Here is an 18,310-nt window from a genome sequence, read left to right as displayed (position 1 = left end):
ACAGGATGATACTCCCCTTAAAAACGAAAAAACCGGGTCAATGACCCGGTCTAAATGCCTATTTGATTTCAAATGCCTGATTGCCGATCAGGAATCCATCCGCAAAAATCCGTACCTCGTAACGGCCTGTGTTGTAATCGGAGCCCTTTTCGTAATAGTACGTGAGTTCCTGTCTGGAATTGTCAAAGAGAATGTCCTGCTTGGCGGTATAAAATTCCTCTCTTCCATCCACCCTAAAGGTGCCAGAACCCCTTGCAATGTCAAAGATAATCTGATTGTTGGGCGAAACTACCTGCACAAAAATATCTTTAGTTCCTGGTTCTGATACCGGGTTGTCGGCAAGGTTAAAGGAAACCTTGAGTTTTTCCAATTGTCTGTTTCTAAATTCCCCGACTCTTTCTCTACCCCTGTTGTTGACAGCAGCTACTATTATGTTTTCAGCTTTGAGTTTGGCGGCAATATTGACTTTTTCTTCCAGTTCCTGCTGCTTAAGGTTAAGCTTGACCATTTCCTCCTCAATTTCGGCTTTATCAGTCTTGAGCTCCTGGTTTTCTGAAAGTAATTCATCATTGATCTCCCGGAGTTTGATGATATCATCATCTTTTTCTTTAAGTAGGTTGGAGTAGGTGTCTATCTTTTTGTTCAAAGCCACTATTTGGGCCTCAGTTCTTCTGGAGTCTGTATTTCTTTCCCTGACCAACTGTTCCCTGATGCTGACGAGTGAATCCACCTCACCGCCAAGTTTAGCAATTTCCTGGATTCGTAAGTCCAATTGGTAGGTCATGGAATCCAGCCTCTTGTTCAAATCGTTGGTTTCTTCCGTCAAAACAATGATTTCCTCAGCCTTTTTGGTTCGGTCTATGGAATCTGTGTAGAGTTTGATGCCACTGATTACAATGAGAATCAATAGGACAATAATCAGAATATTTTTCCAACTCTCATTTTTCTTTGGAGTTTCAGAACTTATGTTTGTACTCATGGTATAGTATATATGAATTCAATGCTAAATAGTCAATATGAAATCAGAATTAAATGAAAGCTACTGGACTTCCCGATACGAAACCAATGAGATTGGCTGGGATATCGGAAAAGCCGCTCCACCGATTCAACAATATTTGGACCAAATTACAAGAAAAGATCTTAAAATACTTATACCCGGTGCGGGAAATGCCTATGAGGCCGCCTACGCATTCCAAAACGGCTTTGAATATGTCCATGTTCTGGATATTTCAGCCTTTCCTCTTAAGCAATTCAAAGAAAAATATCCTCAATTCCCATCAGAACATCTCCATCATGAAGATTTCTTCAACCACGCCTCAAGCTATGATCTGATCTTGGAGCAAACCTTTTTTTGTGCACTTCCCATAGACCTTAGACCAGCCTATGTGCAAAAAATGAAAAAACTCCTCAAAGAAGGGGGTAAATTGGTTGGGTTGCTTTTTTCCCACCATTTTCCAAAGGTAGGCCCACCTTTTGGTGGAACCAAGGCAGAATATCTGGCATATTTTGAACCCCATTTTGAAGTGGTATTGATGGAACCATGTTACAATTCCATACCCCCCAGGATGGGTGAGGAGCTTTTCTTTATGCTAAAAAAGAAGCAATAATCGATTTGAATATCAACAAAATCGGTGAAGTCAAATTGAAAGGACATAGTGTTGAGTCATTAATCCTTTTTTAAAAAATAGTACGCCACATTCATAGAAATCAAAACTACAGCTTATTTTAGGATGTGATTTGATAGTATCCCATGCCTTTTTCATGCCTTTGGACCAGTGAATGTCTCCGATGACAAAAATAGATTCCTCATGCGCATGGGGAATCAAGCTGTTGAAATAACTCATAGAACCTTCATAGGTATGGGTGGCATCGATCCAGGCAAAATCGATTTTTGGGTTGGTTTTAAGGAATTCAGGCAAGGTTTTCCGGATATCTCCCAGAATAAATTGAACCCTTTCCAAACCAAAGTGTGCCCGGGCTTTGACAGCCAAGGCCGTAGAACCCTCAAAACTGAAAAACTCACCTTTTACAGCTTCCTGGATGAAAGCGGTGCTGACACCTAAGCAAGTTCCCAGTTCCAGCACATTGATGGCAGGTGTTTTGGTACAGAAATACTGTAAAAGGGCAGCGAATTTTGCCGAAGAACTGCTGTGCTTGGCTATTGAAGAAGTCTTTCTTCGCTGATTTTTCAGCCTTTTGGAGCCCGCACCATAATCCGAAATTTCCAATACCTCAGCATCCTGTATAAGCATCGTCATTCTTTGGACTAAGTGCTGATTTTTTTCCTTTGACGCTTTAATGTGCTTTAGAAGTCCCGAATACATATCAAATGCAAACGGACTCTGCAGAGCGTGCTGGTCTTCTTTGAGTAAAAAATAATGTAGGTATTCCTTGAAGGGAAACAAATACTCACGCCACATCAATTATCGTAGATGTCAGCAATGAGTTGAAATTCAGGAATCTTCACTTCCAGAATCATTCCGTCAACTATTTTTTCCATGTAATAGCTTCCTTTCATTTTACCCAATCCTGATTTCAAGTTACAACCCGATACATATTCATGTACACTCCCAGGTTCTAAAACAGGCTGTTGGCCCACCACACCATCTCCTTCTACGATTTTATGGGTTTCACCGGCATCATGAATTTCCCACTTTCTTCTCATCAGTTGTACCGTTTGAAAAGAACTGTTCTCTATGGTGACCTTGTAGGTGAAGACAAAATGGTGCTGATGAGGGCTGGAAAATTCTGCCTGGTAAGTTACCACTACTGAAACTTTGATCCCGGATGTAATAGCACTGACCATAGTCATTAATTTATATTTTTCATTTCGAAAATAAGGCTTTATTCTCAATTCTCCATAATATTGGATATATGAATGTGAAAATAGCACCCAGTTGGAAATCAAGGCTGGAAAATGAATTTGAAAAACCTTATTTCTTGGCACTGACGGATTTTGTCAAAAAGGAATATCAATCCAAAACCATCTATCCAAAAGGATCTCAAATATTCAGTGCTTTCGAGGCTTGTGCCTTTGAAGCAACCAAGGTGGTTATTTTGGGCCAAGATCCCTATCACGGGCCGGGGCAAGCACACGGACTCTCTTTTTCGGTTCAGGAAGGAGTGCCGTTTCCGCCTTCCTTATTGAATATTTTCAAAGAACTCAAAAGAGACCTGAATCTCCCCGTCCCTCCCAACGGCAATCTGAATCGCTGGGCGAAACAAGGGGTTTTACTGCTCAATGCAACGCTGACGGTAGAAGCCCATCAAGCAGGTTCCCACCAAAACAAAGGCTGGGAAACTTTTACGGATGCTGTGATTCATGCTTTGGCCAGAGAAAATGAGGGTCTGGTGTTTTTGCTTTGGGGGGCCTATGCCAAGAAAAAAGCCGCCTTTATACCTGATGACAAACACCTGAAGTTGTATGCTCCTCACCCCAGCCCGTTGTCAGCTCATCGGGGGTTTTTGGGCTGTGGCCATTTTAGCCAGGCCAATGCTTATTTGAGAAATAAGGGAAAAAAGGAGATTCTTTGGTAATAATTAAAGGTGTAATCCCTCTGATTAACAGCATGAAAAGAAAAAGTCCGGCTGAGAAACCGGACTTTATACCATTGTTTTTGATTGAATTTAACTCACCACCATTATCGGATTGGGTTAAAGAACCTGTTCCACCTGATTTTATTGAACATGTTTTTGTGTTTGTCTAAAGATAACCAAAGGAACCAGGCTTTGCCCACCACATGGTCTTCTGGAACAAAACCCCAATACCTTGAATCCAGTGAATCATGGCGGTTGTCACCCATCATGAAATAATAATTCTGCCGGAAGGTGTAGGTGTCCAGTTTCTGACCGTCAAGGTAAATGTCATTGCCATCTATTTTGAGGTTTTTGTGCCTTTCATATTTTTCAATGGTGAAGGCATATTTCATTACATTTTCAGGGTTGAGTTCTATCGTCCAGCCTTCGGTAGGGATTTCAATTGGACCATAATTGTCCTTATTCCACTTAAAAAAAGAGCCGTCAGGAAAGACATCTGCCCGTCCTGCCCCTTCTTTTTCTAAACGTATTCGGACAGTGGTCACTCCAGGTGCGGATTTAAGCTTTTCGGCATTTTCCCTGGTAGTAAATACCAAGTAGCCGGAATTGTCCGAAAATGGATAAAAACTGTCTGGATTGATGTCATAAGAATCAAAAAAATCCACACTCAGTGGTCGACTGGTCAAAACATCGTAGGAAAACTGCATTTGAGGCGGGTTTTCAGCTTCGCTGCCATTGATAAACAGCTGTGTATCTTTGATTTCCAACACATCTCCCGGAACCCCCACGGCACGTTTGATATAATTGGTTTTGAGATCAACCGGGTGCTCAAATTCTGTTGGAAAATTGAAAACCACCACATCATTTCTTTTGATTTTACTGAAGCCAGGTAATCGGAAATAGGGCAATTCTATGGCACTGGAATAGGAGGAAAGCTCAGTTCCCCATATTTTTTGATGGGTAAGGGGCACCTGAAGGATGGTTTTTGGAGTACGGGTACCATAGTGCATTTTACTGACAAACAGGAAATCCCCCACCAGAAGAGATTTTTCCATGGATGCCGTAGGTATGGTAAAGGGTTCCAAAAACAGCCATCGGATTAAACTGGCGGCAATTACAGCAAAAAGGAGGGCATCACCCCATTCTCTCAATGCCGATTTTTTCTTATTTGGTTTTGTCATTTTCAAAAATATTAAAAGGAAAGAAAATCATTCATGCTCAATACCCCTTTTTTGTCTTTGATCCACTCGGCAACCAAAACCGCGCCAAGTGCAAATCCTTTCCGGCTATGGGCAGTATGTTTGATCTCAAGATCGTCAATTTCAGAATGATAGGTGATAACATGGGTACCAGGTGCTGGATCGATGCGCTTGGATACTATGGGGATATTGTGTTCGTTTTCGGTCACCTGCTGTACCAAGTCCCATCTTCTGATCCGATCTATTTTGTTGATGATGTCTTCTGCCAAAGTAATGGCAGTGCCCGAAGGCGCATCTTTTTTTTCAGTATGGTGAATTTCTTCGATGGAGACCCGGTAATCACTTTGCTCATTCATCAATTTTGCAAGGTATCGGTTTACCTTGAAAAAGATGTTTACGCCTATGCTGAAATTACTCGCATAAAAAAATGTGCTTCCTTTGGACAAGGTCATGCGTTCGATTTCGGATTTTCGGTCCAGCCATCCAGTGGTCCCACTGACGACAGGGATTTGTTTGGATATGGCCCAGGACAGGTTTTCAAATGCGGCATCAGGTTGACTAAATTCAATGGCTACATCGATCCTTTCTGGATCGAGATCTTTTAGAAGGTGTTGGTTTTCTATGTTTATTTTTTCCACGATGGTATGGCCACGCGATTCGGCGATGTCAGAGATTATTTTCCCCATTTTTCCATACCCTAAGATCAATATATTCATGTTTACTGAAATTTAATTTTAAATGATAATCCTATCATATTTCCCCCCCAAGCCAAGGATTCCATGGTCGGGTCAAATCTGAGACTGAGGTCATCAGACACATCGAAATTGGACAGGTGGGCATCTACATTGGCGTCCACAATATTCAATACATAAATCGCCAAAAAAATGATGTAGGTGGCATCCCGGTTTCTTCTCCAATAGTTGACATTCCTAATCAGCCCATCCTCATTGAGGTTAGGGAATGGATTGGGCTCGGTATTGGTAGGATCTCTGAATTGAAACAAGGCATCTCTGAAAATCTGGTAGCGACGGTTGTTGAATTCCGTAAAATAAGCGTTAGTCATGAATCCCCCATAAATGATGGGGACTTTCCAAGCCTTTCCATTGTATACTTGGCCAGCACCTGGCAACATGGCAGAAAGCAAGGTGGCTTTTCTAGGGTTCTTCTGATCCATTCTGAGGATAATTTCTCTCTCTACCTGTCTTTCCGTAGGTAAAACAATTTCCTCCTGTGCTATTCCTATTGAGCAAGTGAGAAAAAGGTATACAAAAACAGCAATGACTTTGGAAAAAGTCATTGCCGGATACCTGTACTTATCACTTTGACCAGAGGAACTGAAGGTAAGTACTTTAAATGATGTGAAGAATTTCCAAAATCCTGTTAAGGTCATCTGTAGAATTGAAAGGGATTTTGATTTCTCCTTTGCTTTTATTATCGGACTTCAGGGCAACTTTTGTTCCAAAATGATTGGCCAACCTTTGCTGAAGCTTATTGATTTCATACTTCTTGATGGGGTCCACTAAATCTCCCGCCTTGATCGCCTTTTCGGCAGGGCCATCATTAAGGGATTTGACCAAAGCTTCCACTTTTCTTACGCTAAGTTCTTCCTGTAAAGTGCGCTTATACAATGCCAATTGTTTATCAATGTCATCAATATTGATCAATGCCCGGGCATGACCCATGCTTATCTTTTGGTCTCGGATACCAGCCTGAATGTCGGGTGGCAGTTTGAGCAACCTTAAGTAATTGTTGACCGTGGTCCTGTTTTTACCTACTCGGTCCCCAAGCTCTTCTTGCTTGAGATTGCATTCAGATAATAGGCGCTGATAGGAGTGGGCAATTTCCAGGGCATTGAGGTTTTCCCTCTGTATGTTTTCGATCAAGGCCATTTCCAGCATCTGCTGATCATTGGCAGTCCTTATGTAGGCTGGGATGGAGGTGAGACCAGCCATTTTTGAGGCTTGATATCTCCTTTCACCGGCGATAAGCTGGTATTCACCATCTGTCAGTTTTCTAACGGTAATGGGTTGAATGATGCCTTGAACCTTGATTGACTCTGCTAGTTCTGCCAAGGAATCTTTATCAAAATGTGTTCTTGGCTGAAAGGGATTGACCTGTACTTCATCCAGACTGATTTCATGGATCCCTATTTTGGGTTCCTCAGTCAAGAAATCTTCCTTATGTATTTTTTTTGGGGAATCTTCCAATAAGGCTCCCAAACCACGGCCCAAAGCACTTTTTCGCTTGATTGGTTTATTGTCAGCCATTTTTTATCCGTTTATTTTGGCCATCCCGTTTTTCTCAGCAATTTCATGGGCAAGGTTAAGGTAGGCAATTGCTCCTTTTCCATCGCCGTCAAATGATATGGCCGGCAGTCCAAATGAGGGTGATTCCCCCAGTCTGACATTTCTTGGAATGATGGTCTTAAATACCATTTGTTTAAAATGAGTCCTTACTTCATCGACCACCTGATTGGAAAGTCTCAGCCTTACATCATACATGGTCAGCAGTATTCCCTCTATTTCAAGGTCAGGATTCAGTCTGGTTTGTATAATCTTGATGGTATTCAATAATTTACCCAGTCCTTCAAGTGCAAAATATTCACATTGCACAGGTATGATGACCGAATTGGCTGCAGTAAGGGCATTGATGGTGATCAGTCCCAAAGAAGGGGAACAGTCAATGATGATAAAATCATAATCCCCTCTGATTTTACCGATCACTTCCTTCATTTTTTCTTCCCTACTTTCCAGATTGATCATTTCTACCTCAGCGCCTACCAGGTCAATATGGGAAGGAATCAAATCCAGGTGCTCCAGATTGGTTTTCAATACAATCGTGGAAATGTCTGTGCCATCTACCATGCATTCATAGATGCTGGTTTCTATATTTCTGGGATTGTGTCCGAGTCCCGAGGTGGTATTGGCTTGGGGATCAGCATCGATCACCAAGGTTTTAAATTCTAAGACCGCCAGACTTGCAGCCAGGTTCATGGCGGTGGTGGTTTTCCCTACACCGCCTTTTTGATTTGCTATCGCAATTACTTTTCCCATCTGTGCGGATCAAAGGTGATTTTTTCCCCAATATTAAGCAATATCAACGCTATTCCTGATTTCTCAGCCGCTTTTTTTGCAGCCTCAATGTCGATTTCAATATAAGGAAAAGTATTATAATGCATCCCTATTATGGTTTTGGTGCCAACAAAATTTGCTGCTTCCAATGCATCATGAATGTCCATGGTGAAATTGTCTCCGATAGGAAAGAAAGCAAAATCCACCTCAAACTGCTTTCCGATAAGCTTCATGTCATAGGTAAGTGCAGTATCCCCTGCAAAATAAAAACAGACCGAATCCGTCTTCACAACAAAACCGCCCGGGTTTCCTCCAGGAGTTCCGTCTGGAAGCGTACTGCTGTGTATCGCATTTACATATTTTACTTTTCCAAAATCGAAGCTTTTGCTTCCTCCATGATTCATCGGATGGTAATTTTCAATTCCCTTTTTGGAAAACCAGGTAGCTACTTCATAATTGGCAACCACCATAGCTCCAGACCGTTTGGCAATGCTTTCTACATCTGCTACATGGTCTTCATGACCATGGGTTACCAAAATGTAATCAGGATTTATGGATTCAATGTCAATCTCAGAGGCCAAATCGTTGGGAGATATAAAGGGATCAAACAAGATCTCTTTTTCTCCAATTTTCAACAAAAATGTAGAATGACCATAGAAGGTTATTTCAGTCATGTTTGTTAGTTTTTAATGGTTAATGATATCACAAATATATAAGTTTATGTCGTACAAAATAGTGTTAATTATCCACACTGGATCATGTGAGGGTTTAATGGCTTGATTCTGAACAGCTAAAGCTTACCCATTAGCATGCAAGCGGTCTTTTCAAAAAAAAAGGAAGGGTATCGCTACACTTCCTTTTGAAATATGATCATTAGAACGCTTTTTACTTCTTCTTTTTGCTAGCCTCTGCTGTTTTCATGGCCTCTTCCAGTTTCAGCTGAAACTTGGATTTCTTTTTATTCACGTTTTTCTTTTTGTTTTCTTCCACTTTAGCCCTGATTTTGGTGTCGTCAACAAATAGCTTTATCAAAGCTTGTTGACCAAATGTTACCAGGTTGGAAACAAAATAATAGAAACTCAAGGCAGCAGGGTAGGAGTTAAGCACAAACATAAACATGATCGGCATGATATAACCGATGTTTTTCATAGGGCCTTGTGCTGCTGTCAACTGATTGTTGAATCGGGTATATGCCACTTGAGAAACAGCCATCAAGATGACAAATAAACTCACGTGTGAACCATAAAAAGGGATCGTAAAGGGCAAATTGAGGACTGAATCATAGGTAGACAAGTCATGTGCCCAAAGGAAGGATTTCTGCCTCAGTTCGATGGAATTGGGGAAGAAAAAGAACATGGCAAACAGAAACGGCATCTGAAGCAGCATGGGAAGACATCCTGAAATAGGGCTGACGCCTAGTTGGCCAAAAAGCTTCATTTGCTCCTGCTGTTGCTTGGTAGGATCGTCTTTGTATTTTTCCTTCAATTCATCAATTTCGGGTTTGATCAACCTCATCTTGGCCATCCCTACATAAGACTTGTAAGTCAAAGGGAAAAGGAATAGCTTGATGATAAACACGATCAAAATGATGATGACCCCGTAATTGGTGAAATATTTCTCCAGAAACTGAAAAAGATTAACGATGATGTACTTGTTGACCCAACTGACAAAGAAATACCCCATGTCGACATTTTTTTCAAAACCGGGTGTGATCTTTCTAAGCACATTGTAATTGTTGGGTCCAAAATAATAGTCCATATTGGCCACATTGTTCTCAATAGGCAAAAGCATTCTGGCGCCCATTCCTTTTACAAACGATGTGTCTGTAGGTATCATTTGGGTCAAAAAGGCATTATTGAAACTATTTTCCGCAATCATAGCCGCTGTGAAAAAGCGCTGACTGAAGCCTACCCATTTTAAGGGATCGGCAACTTGCTTTTCATCCAGATCAGAAGATGTGCTCAGGTAATCATAACTTCCTTCTACCGTATAGAAATTCATGTAGGTTTTTCTTCTGGATTCTTCTATGTCAGCTTCCAGCTTTTTGAGTTCATCCTCCCATAGTATGGTGATTTCCGGAGAACTAACCTGTCTTTCAAGCCCTTGAAGTTCAATTTGTTGAGTCACCACATAAGCTTCATTGGCAAGACTGTAGGTTCTTACCAATTTACCAGACGGCGTTGATGCAGTAAAGCGTACACTTTGAACGGGTTCTTCTTCCTCATTTACGGCATTCGACTGATCAAACTCAAAGTAAAAATCATTCAAACTCAACATGCCCAAAGAGGTGGACATCTGATAATCAAAGCTTGAGCTTTCTTCATCCAAAAGGTAGAGTGGCCTTTGATCCCAAGTCTTGTGTTCTTTTAGCTCCACCCGTTTGATTTCGCCCCCTTTGCTGGAGAATGTAACCACCATTTTATCATTTTCAAGAAGAACCTCTTTTTCTTCTCCGATGACCAAAGAAGCAAAAACACCATAAGTGGCTTCATTTTGGAGGTTCCTGAGGCTATCCGGAAGTACATCTACTGTAGCGCTGTAGGGTGTTTCAGTGAGCTCTTCAGCCTGTCTTTCGGCAGGCAATTCCGTGGTTTCGGGGGTGTCTATTTCCCGTGGCTCAGGGCTGCTGGCAAAGAACAATGAGTACACCAGTATGACTGCTGCGAAAAGTATAAGTCCTGTCGCTTGATTTTTGTCCATAATCTTTAACGTATTTGCTCTCCACCTTCTACGAAATGTATCGAAGGCAGGTCTAAGAGGGGGATTTAAATATCTGAGGTTTTATTGTCTATGGTGGCTTTGATGAATCTGAGGAATAAAGGATGGGCATTTAAAACCGTACTTCTGTATTCGGGATGAAATTGCGTTCCCACAAAGAAGGGGTGATTTTTAAGTTCCACGATTTCAACCAAATTGGTATCAGGATTAATTCCCGCTGCAATCATACCATGTTTTTCCATGGGTTTCAAATATTTGTCATTAAATTCATAACGGTGCCTATGCCTTTCATTGATTCTCACTTTTCCATATGCGGTGAAAGATTTTGTTCCTTTGGTCAATTCACAAGGATATGAACCTAGTCTCATAGTGCCTCCCATTTGTACAATGTTCTTTTGTTCTTCCATCAGGGCAATGACAGGATCCGGGGTATTAGGATCCATTTCTGTACTGTTTGCTTTCTCTAATCCCAGAATATTTCTGGCAAATTCAATCACAGCCACCTGCATTCCCAGGCAGATTCCCAAGAAAGGCAATCCTTTGGTTCGTGCAAATTTAACAGTTTCTATCTTTCCTTCAAGGCCTCTTTCACCAAAACCCGGGGCGACAAGAATTCCATCTAAGCCTTCCAGTTTCTTTTCTACATTGTCCTTGTTGATTTCCTCAGAGGAAATCAAGTGCAGGTTGACCTTGCATTCCAAAGCTGCGCCGGCATGGGTAAACGATTCAATGATGGATTTGTAAGCATCCGGTAAGGAAACGTATTTACCGATCAGGCCAATTTGGACTTCTTGGGTTGGATTCTTTAATCTTCCCAGGAAATCCTTCCATTGTTCCAATTCGGTATTGGTCTTGGTACTCAATTTGAGCTTGGCCATGACCCTTTCGTCCAGTTTCTCCTTTTTCATCAAGAGCGGGACATCATAAATGCTCTCCGCATCCATGGCTTCTATCACACAGTTTAGCTGAACGTTACAGAAAAGGGCCAGTTTTTTCTTAACGTCCATCGGCAAATGGTGCTCTGTCCTACACACCAGAATATCCGGTTGAATCCCAGCCTCTAAGAGTTGCTTGACCGAATGCTGGGTGGGTTTGGTCTTGAGTTCTTTGGCTGCTGATAAATAAGGGATCAATGTCAAATGAACCACCAGAAAATTATTTGAACCCAAGTCCCACCTGACTTGTCTTACCGCTTCTATGAAAGGAAGAGATTCAATATCACCTACACAACCCCCTATTTCGGTAATGATTACATCATATTTTCCTGATTCACCTAACTTATAAAAATTGCTTTTGATCTCATCGGTAATGTGTGGGATTACCTGAACTGTTTTACCCAAATACTCGCCTTTTCTCTCCTTGGTGATGACATTGTTGTAAATCCTCCCAGTGGTAACATTGTTGTCCTGGGTAGTGGAAACATTAAGAAAGCGTTCGTAATGGCCTAAATCAAGGTCAGTTTCTGCGCCATCTTCCGTCACATAGCACTCCCCATGTTCATAGGGATTGAGTGTGCCTGGATCGATGTTGAGGTAGGGATCAAATTTCTGGATGGTAACCGAAAAGCCTCTCGACTGGAGCAGTTTTGCCAAGGAGGCGGCAATGATACCTTTTCCCAAGGAAGAAGTAACTCCTCCGGTAATAAATATGTATTTGGTGGATGAGGCCATAAGAATGGTATGATGTTTTGTTTAAATTCTTATGGGATTCAAAATTAGGTAAAATAATTGAATCAAGGTGGGCGATTTGGATTAAAATTTTGTTTTTAGACATTACTGATTTCGGACTCAAAAGAAATGGATCTGAAAATAATAGTGATTAACATCAGGAAAATCAGCTTTTGCGCTTAAAAGACCAAGTAATGTAAAATTTAGCCACAGTTTCTTTCTCTGGGTTGGTTCCAAAAGCTACCATAGTCAAGGTCTCACTTTCGCCAGGCTCAAGTCTTCCAAGCAAGTCCCTGACGGCTAATCCGTCTTGGCAGGTGAAAGTGATTTTTTGGTTGGCTTTCTTAAAGAATTCCGCTTTTAATCCAACTACAAGCATGCTGAATTTTCCCTTGCCAGCCAAAGCATATTGACACAACACTCCGGTGCTCAATTCAGCAGCGCCCGACATGGCTGCAAAATAAATGGACTTAAAGGGGTTTTGGCTTCGCCAAAAATAGGGTAGGGTGACCTGACAGTTGGATTCGTCCAAGTGAGTTATTCTTATCCTCCAAAACAAAACAGTGGGAAGCTTAAACAGCATGCCCCACCAGAAATAAAAGGGGTTCCTAATTTGATTTTTGAACTTCTCCTGGGCTGGATTCATCAGTGGGGTTATTCAGGAAAGGGAATTTATGCAATATATCTTTTTAAAAAAAAACCTCTTTATAATATGGTCTTTTAAAGCACCAAAAGCCGGACAAGCTTGATGTTGCTTTGAAAATTTAGAGGCAGTTATTTTCAGGCTTTTGACTTCCATAATAAACTTTATAATAGAAAAGGACAAATAAGGAAAGGTCAAATTGCCTTCCTATCAGGAATTCGGCTTATTTTTGGCAAAAATTGATCAGGTGGAAAGCAAAGAAGTTGTAAAAAAACTCCGGGATTCAGGTAGGGTGACCATCAAAGAAGGGCATGGAAAGGTGATTACCCTTTTGGCAGCATCTGTATGGAATCCAAATAATGACCAGGCGGAGGGCATATTTTTACTTTTCGACCTTTTTCAGATCCGTACACTTGCAGAGCCCTTTTCCGAAGTTTCCTTGGATATAGTAGAGTTTGCGACCAAACCCACCATTTACCATAGTCCGGTCAACCGGATATGGACACAAGGTCCCATTCAGGATGGGATGCTTCGTTTTGCCTTGATCAGACAGCCTTTTTGGAAAAAATTGTTGTTCAATTTTGGGCAGCCCCTGATTGTCCAATACGAAGAAGATAAAATAGCTGATTTTGAAACACAGGAATATTTTCCCTTGCTGAGTGCCGGTACCAAAGAAATGATTCTGAGCCCAGAGGGAGATGTGAAAATACTGAAAGCATGAATCTGAAAGCAGAATTGGATGATGTAGCTATTTTTAAGCGGGTAGGGGCTTGTGCAGATAAAATGGGGCTCGAAACTTATGTGGTGGGTGGCTATGTCAGGGACCTTATTTTGAAAAGACCAAGCAAAGACATTGATTTTGTTTGTGTGGGGAGTGGAATAAACCTTGCCCAGAAGGTAGCCGATAGTTTTGAGGAACATGTACCGGTGTCGGTGTTTAAAAACTTCGGAACAGCCATGATCAAACTGGGTGAATGGGAGGTGGAATTTGTAGGGGCCAGAAAGGAATCATACCGAAGTGAATCAAGAAAGCCCATTGTGGAAGATGGAACCTTAAAGGAAGATCAAGAAAGGCGTGATTTTACAATCAATGCCATGGCGATTTCTGTAAACAAAGAAAATTTTGGGGAGCTTGTGGACCCATTTGATGGCTTGAATGACCTGAAGAGAAAAATAATCAAAACCCCTGCTGACCCAGACCTTACCTTTTCCGACGATCCATTGAGGATGATGCGGGCCATCAGGTTTGCTGCCCAGCTTAATTTTGACATTGACCCTGATACTTTTGACAGCATCATCAGAAATACCGACAGGTTGTCCATAGTAAGTATGGAAAGGGTTATTGATGAATTGAACAAAATCATGCTTACTGATAAACCCTCTTATGGCTTCAAACTTCTTTTTGTAAGCAAGCTGCTCCACCAGTTTTTTCCGGAAATGGTGGAATTGCAAGGAGTGGATTCTGTAGGGGACAAGTCCCACAAAGACAATTTTTATCATACCCTGCAGGTATTGGACAACATCTGTGCAACCACTGATGACCTTTGGCTTCGTTGGGCAGCCGTCATGCATGACATTGGAAAACCACCTACAAAAAGATACAACAACAAAGTGGGTTGGACTTTTCATGGGCATGAAGATAAAGGTGCGAGGATGACACCGGCCATTTTCAGGAGGTTGAAATTGCCCATGGACGAAAGGATGAAGTATGTGCAGAAGCTGGTCAGATTACATTTAAGACCCATTGCCTTGGTCAACGATAAGGTGACGGATTCCGCGATCAGACGGCTTTTGTTCGATGCGGGAGACGATGTGGAAGATCTTATGCTATTGTGTAGGGCCGACATAACTTCCAAAAACAACAACAAAGTCAAAAGATTTTTGGGTAATTTTGACAAAGTGGAACAGAAAATGAAGGAGGTGGAAGAACTGGATCAGGTAAGGAATTTTCAGCCCCCTGTATCCGGTGAAGAAATCATGGAAATGTTTAACTTGCAACCTTCCAAAATAGTAGGCGTAATTAAAGAAGAGATCAAGGAGGCCATATTGGAAGGGCAAATTCAGAATAATAAATCGGAAGCTATCGAGTTTATGTATAAATTAGCGGCCGAAAAAGGCTTAATCAAAAAAGAATAACCCATCAAAAAAATGATCAGTAAATGGAAAATGATTACCCTTATCCTGGTAGGGATGAGTTTTGGCAGCTTTGCACAGGAAAGCAACCCGCCTGCAAGCACAGATAGCAACAAGCAAAGAAACGAACAGGATCAGCGCGTTTATCAACTGGCCATGCGCTACAATGACATTTCCGTAGCCAAGGCCAAGTTGTATGACCTGATGACCAGGAACCCAAACAACACCCGATATCCTGAATTATTGGCGTCCTTGTATTTTGAATCTGAGCAATTCGGTTCGGCAGCATTGGTGTCTCTTGATATTCTTGAAGTCAATGACAAGAGCGTAACAGCGCTTGAAATTGCTGCTTTTTCCTTGGAACAGCTAGGTGCATTGGATAGGGCTTTGCCTCATTTTGAATCCCTTCACCTGTTATCTGGAGATTTGTTTAGCCTTTATAAAGCAGCTTATTTACAGTATTCCCTGAAGAAGTATGATGAGTCAATGAATTCCATTGATATGTTGATCAAAAACAAAAAATCCAGTGAAGACAAACTGGCTTTCCCCACCAAAGACAACAAAACACAGGAAATCACCATGAGGGCAGCAGCATTGAATCTCAAAGGTTTGATTTATAAAGATCAAGGAATCAATGAAGAAGCCAAAAAAGCATTTGAAGAAGCTCTTGCGCTTAATCCTGGTTTTGAAATTGCCATGGACAACATGAAAGAAATCAACTGATAGTGAGAAATTTTAACTTAAAAGCCAATCTGGGAACAGGTTGGCTTTTTTTTGCTCATTGGTTCAATAAGTTTCTTTAGGTATATGAAAGAAAATGAAATTCAAATAATGAATCAATTTCAAATTTCAGCTTTCATTTACCACTGATTTTTCCATAGTGTCATTGACCTTAAATGCATCGACAAGTTTATCGATGCAATCCTGTCGGTATTTTTGGGTGGTTTTTTTGATGCCGGTGATCCTTTTGATCAGGAACCTTTCAATCCAGTTCAATTTGGAAAAATCAAATTCTCCGCCCAAAATCTGTCTGCTTACGGCACGATTTCTTAAGTTTTCAGAAAAGGACCTTTCCATTTGCGCATCAAATTCAGGTTCGTTCATCCCGCATAGAAAAAGTCCCAGCTTTTTATTCATCAACGACTGCTCGTGTGCCACCGCAAAATCATATACAGGAGGAAACAATTTCCCTGCATACACGGGACCACCCAAGATCACAGCCTGATAGGGCGCAAGGTCTGGATCTGTGTTTTCTTTGAGGTCAATGAGGTCTACATTTTCAGTGTCGATCGCATCTTTCAGTTTCTGGACGATTCGTCTGGTGCCTCCCTTCCTGGTGGCAAATATGATGGCAGTTTGATTCATAGCGCTTCTGGGTTATCGTGTAGGATAAAGTTAAGGCTTTCCAGAATAAAAAAACATGATAAACATCAGATAATTGAGTTTGAGCGGTAAGAATTGAAGGATGTGACAAAAATAAAATTGAAAAACGGACCTTATCCCATCAAGCGATCCAAAACTTCCTGTCTTTTTTGTCGGCTGATTGGGATTTTTGTGTTTTCTATCAGCAATTCATTGCCCACTATGGCATTGATTTTTGGAATGGCAACCAAATAACTTTTATGGGTCCTAATAAAATTTTCTGTGGGGAGTATCGCCTCAATGTTTTTCAAGGTCATCATCGTAACATAACTCGCCTTAAGCGTGTGGATTTTTACATAGTTTTCCATTCCCTCTACAAAAAGTATCTCTGAAAAGTTGATTTTTTCAAATTTCTGGTCGGTTTTTACGAAGATGAAGGTCTTTGAAGGTGTATTTGCCAATGCGCCATTTTTTAATTCATGAAGTTCACGGGCTTTATTGACCGCTTTTAAAAACCGGTCAAAGGGATAGGGTTTTACCAGGTAATCTACCACATCCAAATCAAATCCCTGCAGCGCATAATTAGGATAAGCAGTGGTGAAAATCACCAATGGAGCATGGGAAAGGGTTTTAAGAAAATCTATGCCAGTCAGCTTTGGCATCTGTATATCCAGAAAAATAAGGTCTGGTTCATGGGTTTTCAAAGCTTCATAGGCCAAAAGCGCATTTTCGCAAGAATCGCATAGTTCCAGGTAAGCAACTTCCCTGATATAGCTGGCTAGGCCCTCTCGTGCTAGTGGTTCATCTTCTACAATGATGGTTTTTAATCTACTTTCCATGGATATCGATGGCTAAATGAACGTTAAATTTGTCTCCCAAATCCTTCAATTCCAACTTGTAAGCACCAGGATAAAGTAATTCCAGTCTTCTTTTGATGTTTTTCAATCCCAAACCTCCGAATTCTCTGGATATAGTTTGGTGATTGTCTTTGGTGTTTTGGAAGTTGGCTTCAAACCGTTCGTTGTCAAATTTAAGCCTTATGGTTACCTCGTTTTTTTTATCCTGATGACTGGATAGGTGCTTGAAACAATTTTCCAAAAAAGGAATTAACATAAGCGGCGGGATTTTAAATCCCTTCATTGATTGATCTTTCTCAAAAGTGACGTGGAGGCGTTCTCCCTTTCTCAGCTTTTCCAATGCAATGTAATTTTCCAGGTATTCAATTTCCTTTTCTATGGTAATGTTTTCCCCTGTGAATTCATAAAGTTGTGCCCTCAACAATTCAGAAAGTTTGATTAAGGTGTCAGAGGCCCTATCCGGATCAATTTTGATCAGGACATAGACTGAATTGATGGTATTGAAAAGAAAATGGGGATTTACCTGAGCTTTGAGGTACTGTAGCTCACTTTCCAGCCTTTCTTTTTCCATCCGCTCCATTTTCCTTTTGTTCTGGCGGGAGGTGAAAATGGCTTTTGCACCAAGGAGTAGTCCCACCATGGAGAGGTTGGAAAAAAAGAAGATAAATAGCACCGTGGTGGCTGAACTGTTGAAAATGTCCGTAGCCTGTCTTTCCAATACCAATGGAATGGTCAAATACATAGCGGCGCTGGCTAAAAATGCAGTCAGCAGGAAAGCCAAAATAAACAGCCAAGGGTTGTAGGGTTTTAAGATTTTAGGAAGGAGAACATATTGAGAGAAATAATAAAGCCCTGCATGGGCCATGAAATAAAGCCCCGTCACTTTAAACAAAGTATAAAGACTTTGGTAGAAGTCTTTGTAAACAAACATCCAAAATGCAAAGTAGCCCAACCAAAATACAAAATGGTGGATTTTATATCGGTACAGGCTATTGATCATCCGTTTCCAATTTTTCATAAGGCTAATTTAATTCTCCGCAAGCAATAGTTACCAAATTAATTGACCATCTGTTGGATTTCTGAGAGCAATTGTAGGAATTGCTGGATAACCTGTCTAACCTTC

Annotated in this window: 20 protein-coding genes; 5 read left to right on the top strand and 15 right to left on the bottom strand. The window is 41.1% G+C overall.

Annotated elements, in window-relative coordinates:
• Positions 1 to 58: 58 nt before the first annotated feature.
• Entirely contained in the window at positions 59 to 979 is a 921-nt protein-coding gene (locus H1A14_RS18585) for a coiled-coil domain-containing protein (RefSeq protein WP_194777793.1), read from the bottom strand.
• Between the two features lie 37 nt (positions 980 to 1,016).
• On the opposite strand from H1A14_RS18585, the gene H1A14_RS18580 reads away from it, so the two are divergent.
• Positions 1,017 to 1,607 carry a methyltransferase gene (locus tag H1A14_RS18580; protein WP_194777792.1) on the top strand — a complete coding sequence of 197 codons (591 nt, stop codon included), beginning with the start codon at positions 1,017 to 1,019 and terminating at the stop codon, positions 1,605 to 1,607.
• 30 nt (positions 1,608 to 1,637) lie between these two features.
• Here the strand turns inward: H1A14_RS18580 and H1A14_RS18575 are convergent, their stop codons facing one another.
• Together H1A14_RS18575 and apaG are read right to left on the bottom strand one after the other, a co-directional pair.
• The gene (locus H1A14_RS18575; protein ID WP_194777791.1) at positions 1,638 to 2,258 is read right to left on the bottom strand and encodes an O-methyltransferase; all 621 of its coding nucleotides are present in this window, start codon (positions 2,256 to 2,258) and stop codon (positions 1,638 to 1,640) included.
• A gap of 161 nt (positions 2,259 to 2,419) precedes the next feature.
• On the bottom strand, positions 2,420 to 2,806 hold the full coding sequence (gene apaG, locus H1A14_RS18570) for a Co2+/Mg2+ efflux protein ApaG (RefSeq protein WP_194777866.1): 387 nt from the start codon (positions 2,804 to 2,806) through the stop codon (positions 2,420 to 2,422).
• Positions 2,807 to 2,874: 68 nt separating this feature from the next.
• Between apaG and ung the strand changes: the two genes are divergently transcribed.
• The gene (ung, locus tag H1A14_RS18565; RefSeq protein ID WP_194777790.1) at positions 2,875 to 3,537 is read left to right on the top strand and encodes a uracil-DNA glycosylase; all 663 of its coding nucleotides are present in this window, start codon (positions 2,875 to 2,877) and stop codon (positions 3,535 to 3,537) included.
• A gap of 104 nt (positions 3,538 to 3,641) precedes the next feature.
• Here ung and lepB read toward each other — a convergent pair whose 3' ends face one another.
• The 9 genes from lepB to H1A14_RS18520 form a co-directional block, all read right to left on the bottom strand.
• The gene (gene lepB / locus H1A14_RS18560; RefSeq protein ID WP_194777789.1) at positions 3,642 to 4,718 is read right to left on the bottom strand and encodes a signal peptidase I; all 1,077 of its coding nucleotides are present in this window, start codon (positions 4,716 to 4,718) and stop codon (positions 3,642 to 3,644) included.
• Positions 4,719 to 4,729: 11 nt separating this feature from the next.
• Positions 4,730 to 5,452 carry a 4-hydroxy-tetrahydrodipicolinate reductase gene (dapB, locus tag H1A14_RS18555; protein WP_194777788.1) on the bottom strand — a complete coding sequence of 241 codons (723 nt, stop codon included), beginning with the start codon at positions 5,450 to 5,452 and terminating at the stop codon, positions 4,730 to 4,732.
• A gap of 2 nt (positions 5,453 to 5,454) precedes the next feature.
• Positions 5,455 to 6,126, bottom strand: coding sequence for a DUF5683 domain-containing protein (locus H1A14_RS18550; protein WP_317174907.1), 672 nt, complete (start codon positions 6,124 to 6,126; stop codon positions 5,455 to 5,457).
• Positions 6,086 to 7,003 (bottom strand): ParB/RepB/Spo0J family partition protein, encoded by a 918-nt coding sequence (locus tag H1A14_RS18545; RefSeq protein ID WP_194777787.1) that lies wholly within the window; start codon positions 7,001 to 7,003, stop codon positions 6,086 to 6,088. The genes H1A14_RS18550 and H1A14_RS18545 overlap by 41 nt, the downstream gene beginning before the upstream one ends.
• 3 nt (positions 7,004 to 7,006) lie before the next feature.
• Entirely contained in the window at positions 7,007 to 7,789 is a 783-nt protein-coding gene (locus H1A14_RS18540; RefSeq protein ID WP_194777786.1) for a ParA family protein, read from the bottom strand.
• Complete coding sequence (locus tag H1A14_RS18535) at positions 7,777 to 8,481, bottom strand: metal-dependent hydrolase (RefSeq protein WP_194777785.1); 705 nt, start codon at positions 8,479 to 8,481, stop codon at positions 7,777 to 7,779. The genes H1A14_RS18540 and H1A14_RS18535 overlap by 13 nt, the downstream gene beginning before the upstream one ends.
• A gap of 211 nt (positions 8,482 to 8,692) precedes the next feature.
• Positions 8,693 to 10,507 (bottom strand): membrane protein insertase YidC, encoded by a 1,815-nt coding sequence (yidC, locus tag H1A14_RS18530; RefSeq protein ID WP_194777784.1) that lies wholly within the window; start codon positions 10,505 to 10,507, stop codon positions 8,693 to 8,695.
• Positions 10,508 to 10,572: 65 nt separating this feature from the next.
• On the bottom strand, positions 10,573 to 12,195 hold the full coding sequence (locus H1A14_RS18525) for a CTP synthase (protein WP_194777783.1): 1,623 nt from the start codon (positions 12,193 to 12,195) through the stop codon (positions 10,573 to 10,575).
• A 163-nt stretch (positions 12,196 to 12,358) separates the two neighbouring features.
• A complete protein-coding gene (locus H1A14_RS18520; RefSeq protein WP_194777782.1) occupies positions 12,359 to 12,838 on the bottom strand; it encodes a DUF4442 domain-containing protein in 480 nt (159 codons plus the stop codon).
• Between the two features lie 226 nt (positions 12,839 to 13,064).
• On the opposite strand from H1A14_RS18520, the gene H1A14_RS18515 reads away from it, so the two are divergent.
• The 3 genes from H1A14_RS18515 to H1A14_RS18505 are packed head-to-tail and all read left to right on the top strand — an operon-like array spanning position 13,065 to position 15,691.
• Positions 13,065 to 13,556 (top strand): hypothetical protein, encoded by a 492-nt coding sequence (locus tag H1A14_RS18515; protein WP_228527867.1) that lies wholly within the window; start codon positions 13,065 to 13,067, stop codon positions 13,554 to 13,556.
• On the top strand, positions 13,553 to 14,971 hold the full coding sequence (locus tag H1A14_RS18510; protein WP_194777781.1) for a CCA tRNA nucleotidyltransferase: 1,419 nt from the start codon (positions 13,553 to 13,555) through the stop codon (positions 14,969 to 14,971). Before H1A14_RS18515 ends, H1A14_RS18510 begins: the two co-directional genes overlap by 4 nt.
• A gap of 12 nt (positions 14,972 to 14,983) precedes the next feature.
• Positions 14,984 to 15,691, top strand: coding sequence for a tetratricopeptide repeat protein (locus H1A14_RS18505; RefSeq protein ID WP_194777780.1), 708 nt, complete (start codon positions 14,984 to 14,986; stop codon positions 15,689 to 15,691).
• Between the two features lie 126 nt (positions 15,692 to 15,817).
• Here H1A14_RS18505 and H1A14_RS18500 read toward each other — a convergent pair whose 3' ends face one another.
• From H1A14_RS18500 to H1A14_RS18490, 3 genes are all read right to left on the bottom strand, one after another.
• Entirely contained in the window at positions 15,818 to 16,333 is a 516-nt protein-coding gene (locus tag H1A14_RS18500) for a flavodoxin domain-containing protein (RefSeq protein WP_194777779.1), read from the bottom strand.
• Between the two features lie 131 nt (positions 16,334 to 16,464).
• On the bottom strand, positions 16,465 to 17,169 hold the full coding sequence (locus H1A14_RS18495; protein WP_194777778.1) for a LytR/AlgR family response regulator transcription factor: 705 nt from the start codon (positions 17,167 to 17,169) through the stop codon (positions 16,465 to 16,467).
• Positions 17,159 to 18,205, bottom strand: a complete 1,047-nt coding sequence (locus H1A14_RS18490) for a sensor histidine kinase (RefSeq protein ID WP_194777777.1) — start codon at positions 18,203 to 18,205, stop codon at positions 17,159 to 17,161. Before H1A14_RS18490 ends, H1A14_RS18495 begins: the two co-directional genes overlap by 11 nt.
• Positions 18,206 to 18,310: the final 105 nt, after the last annotated feature.

Origin of the sequence: Pararhodonellum marinum (assembly GCF_015354735.1) — a bacterium.
Lineage (GTDB): Bacteria > Bacteroidota > Bacteroidia > Cytophagales > Cyclobacteriaceae > Pararhodonellum > Pararhodonellum marinum.
This window is presented reverse-complemented; position numbering and strand designations above follow the sequence as displayed.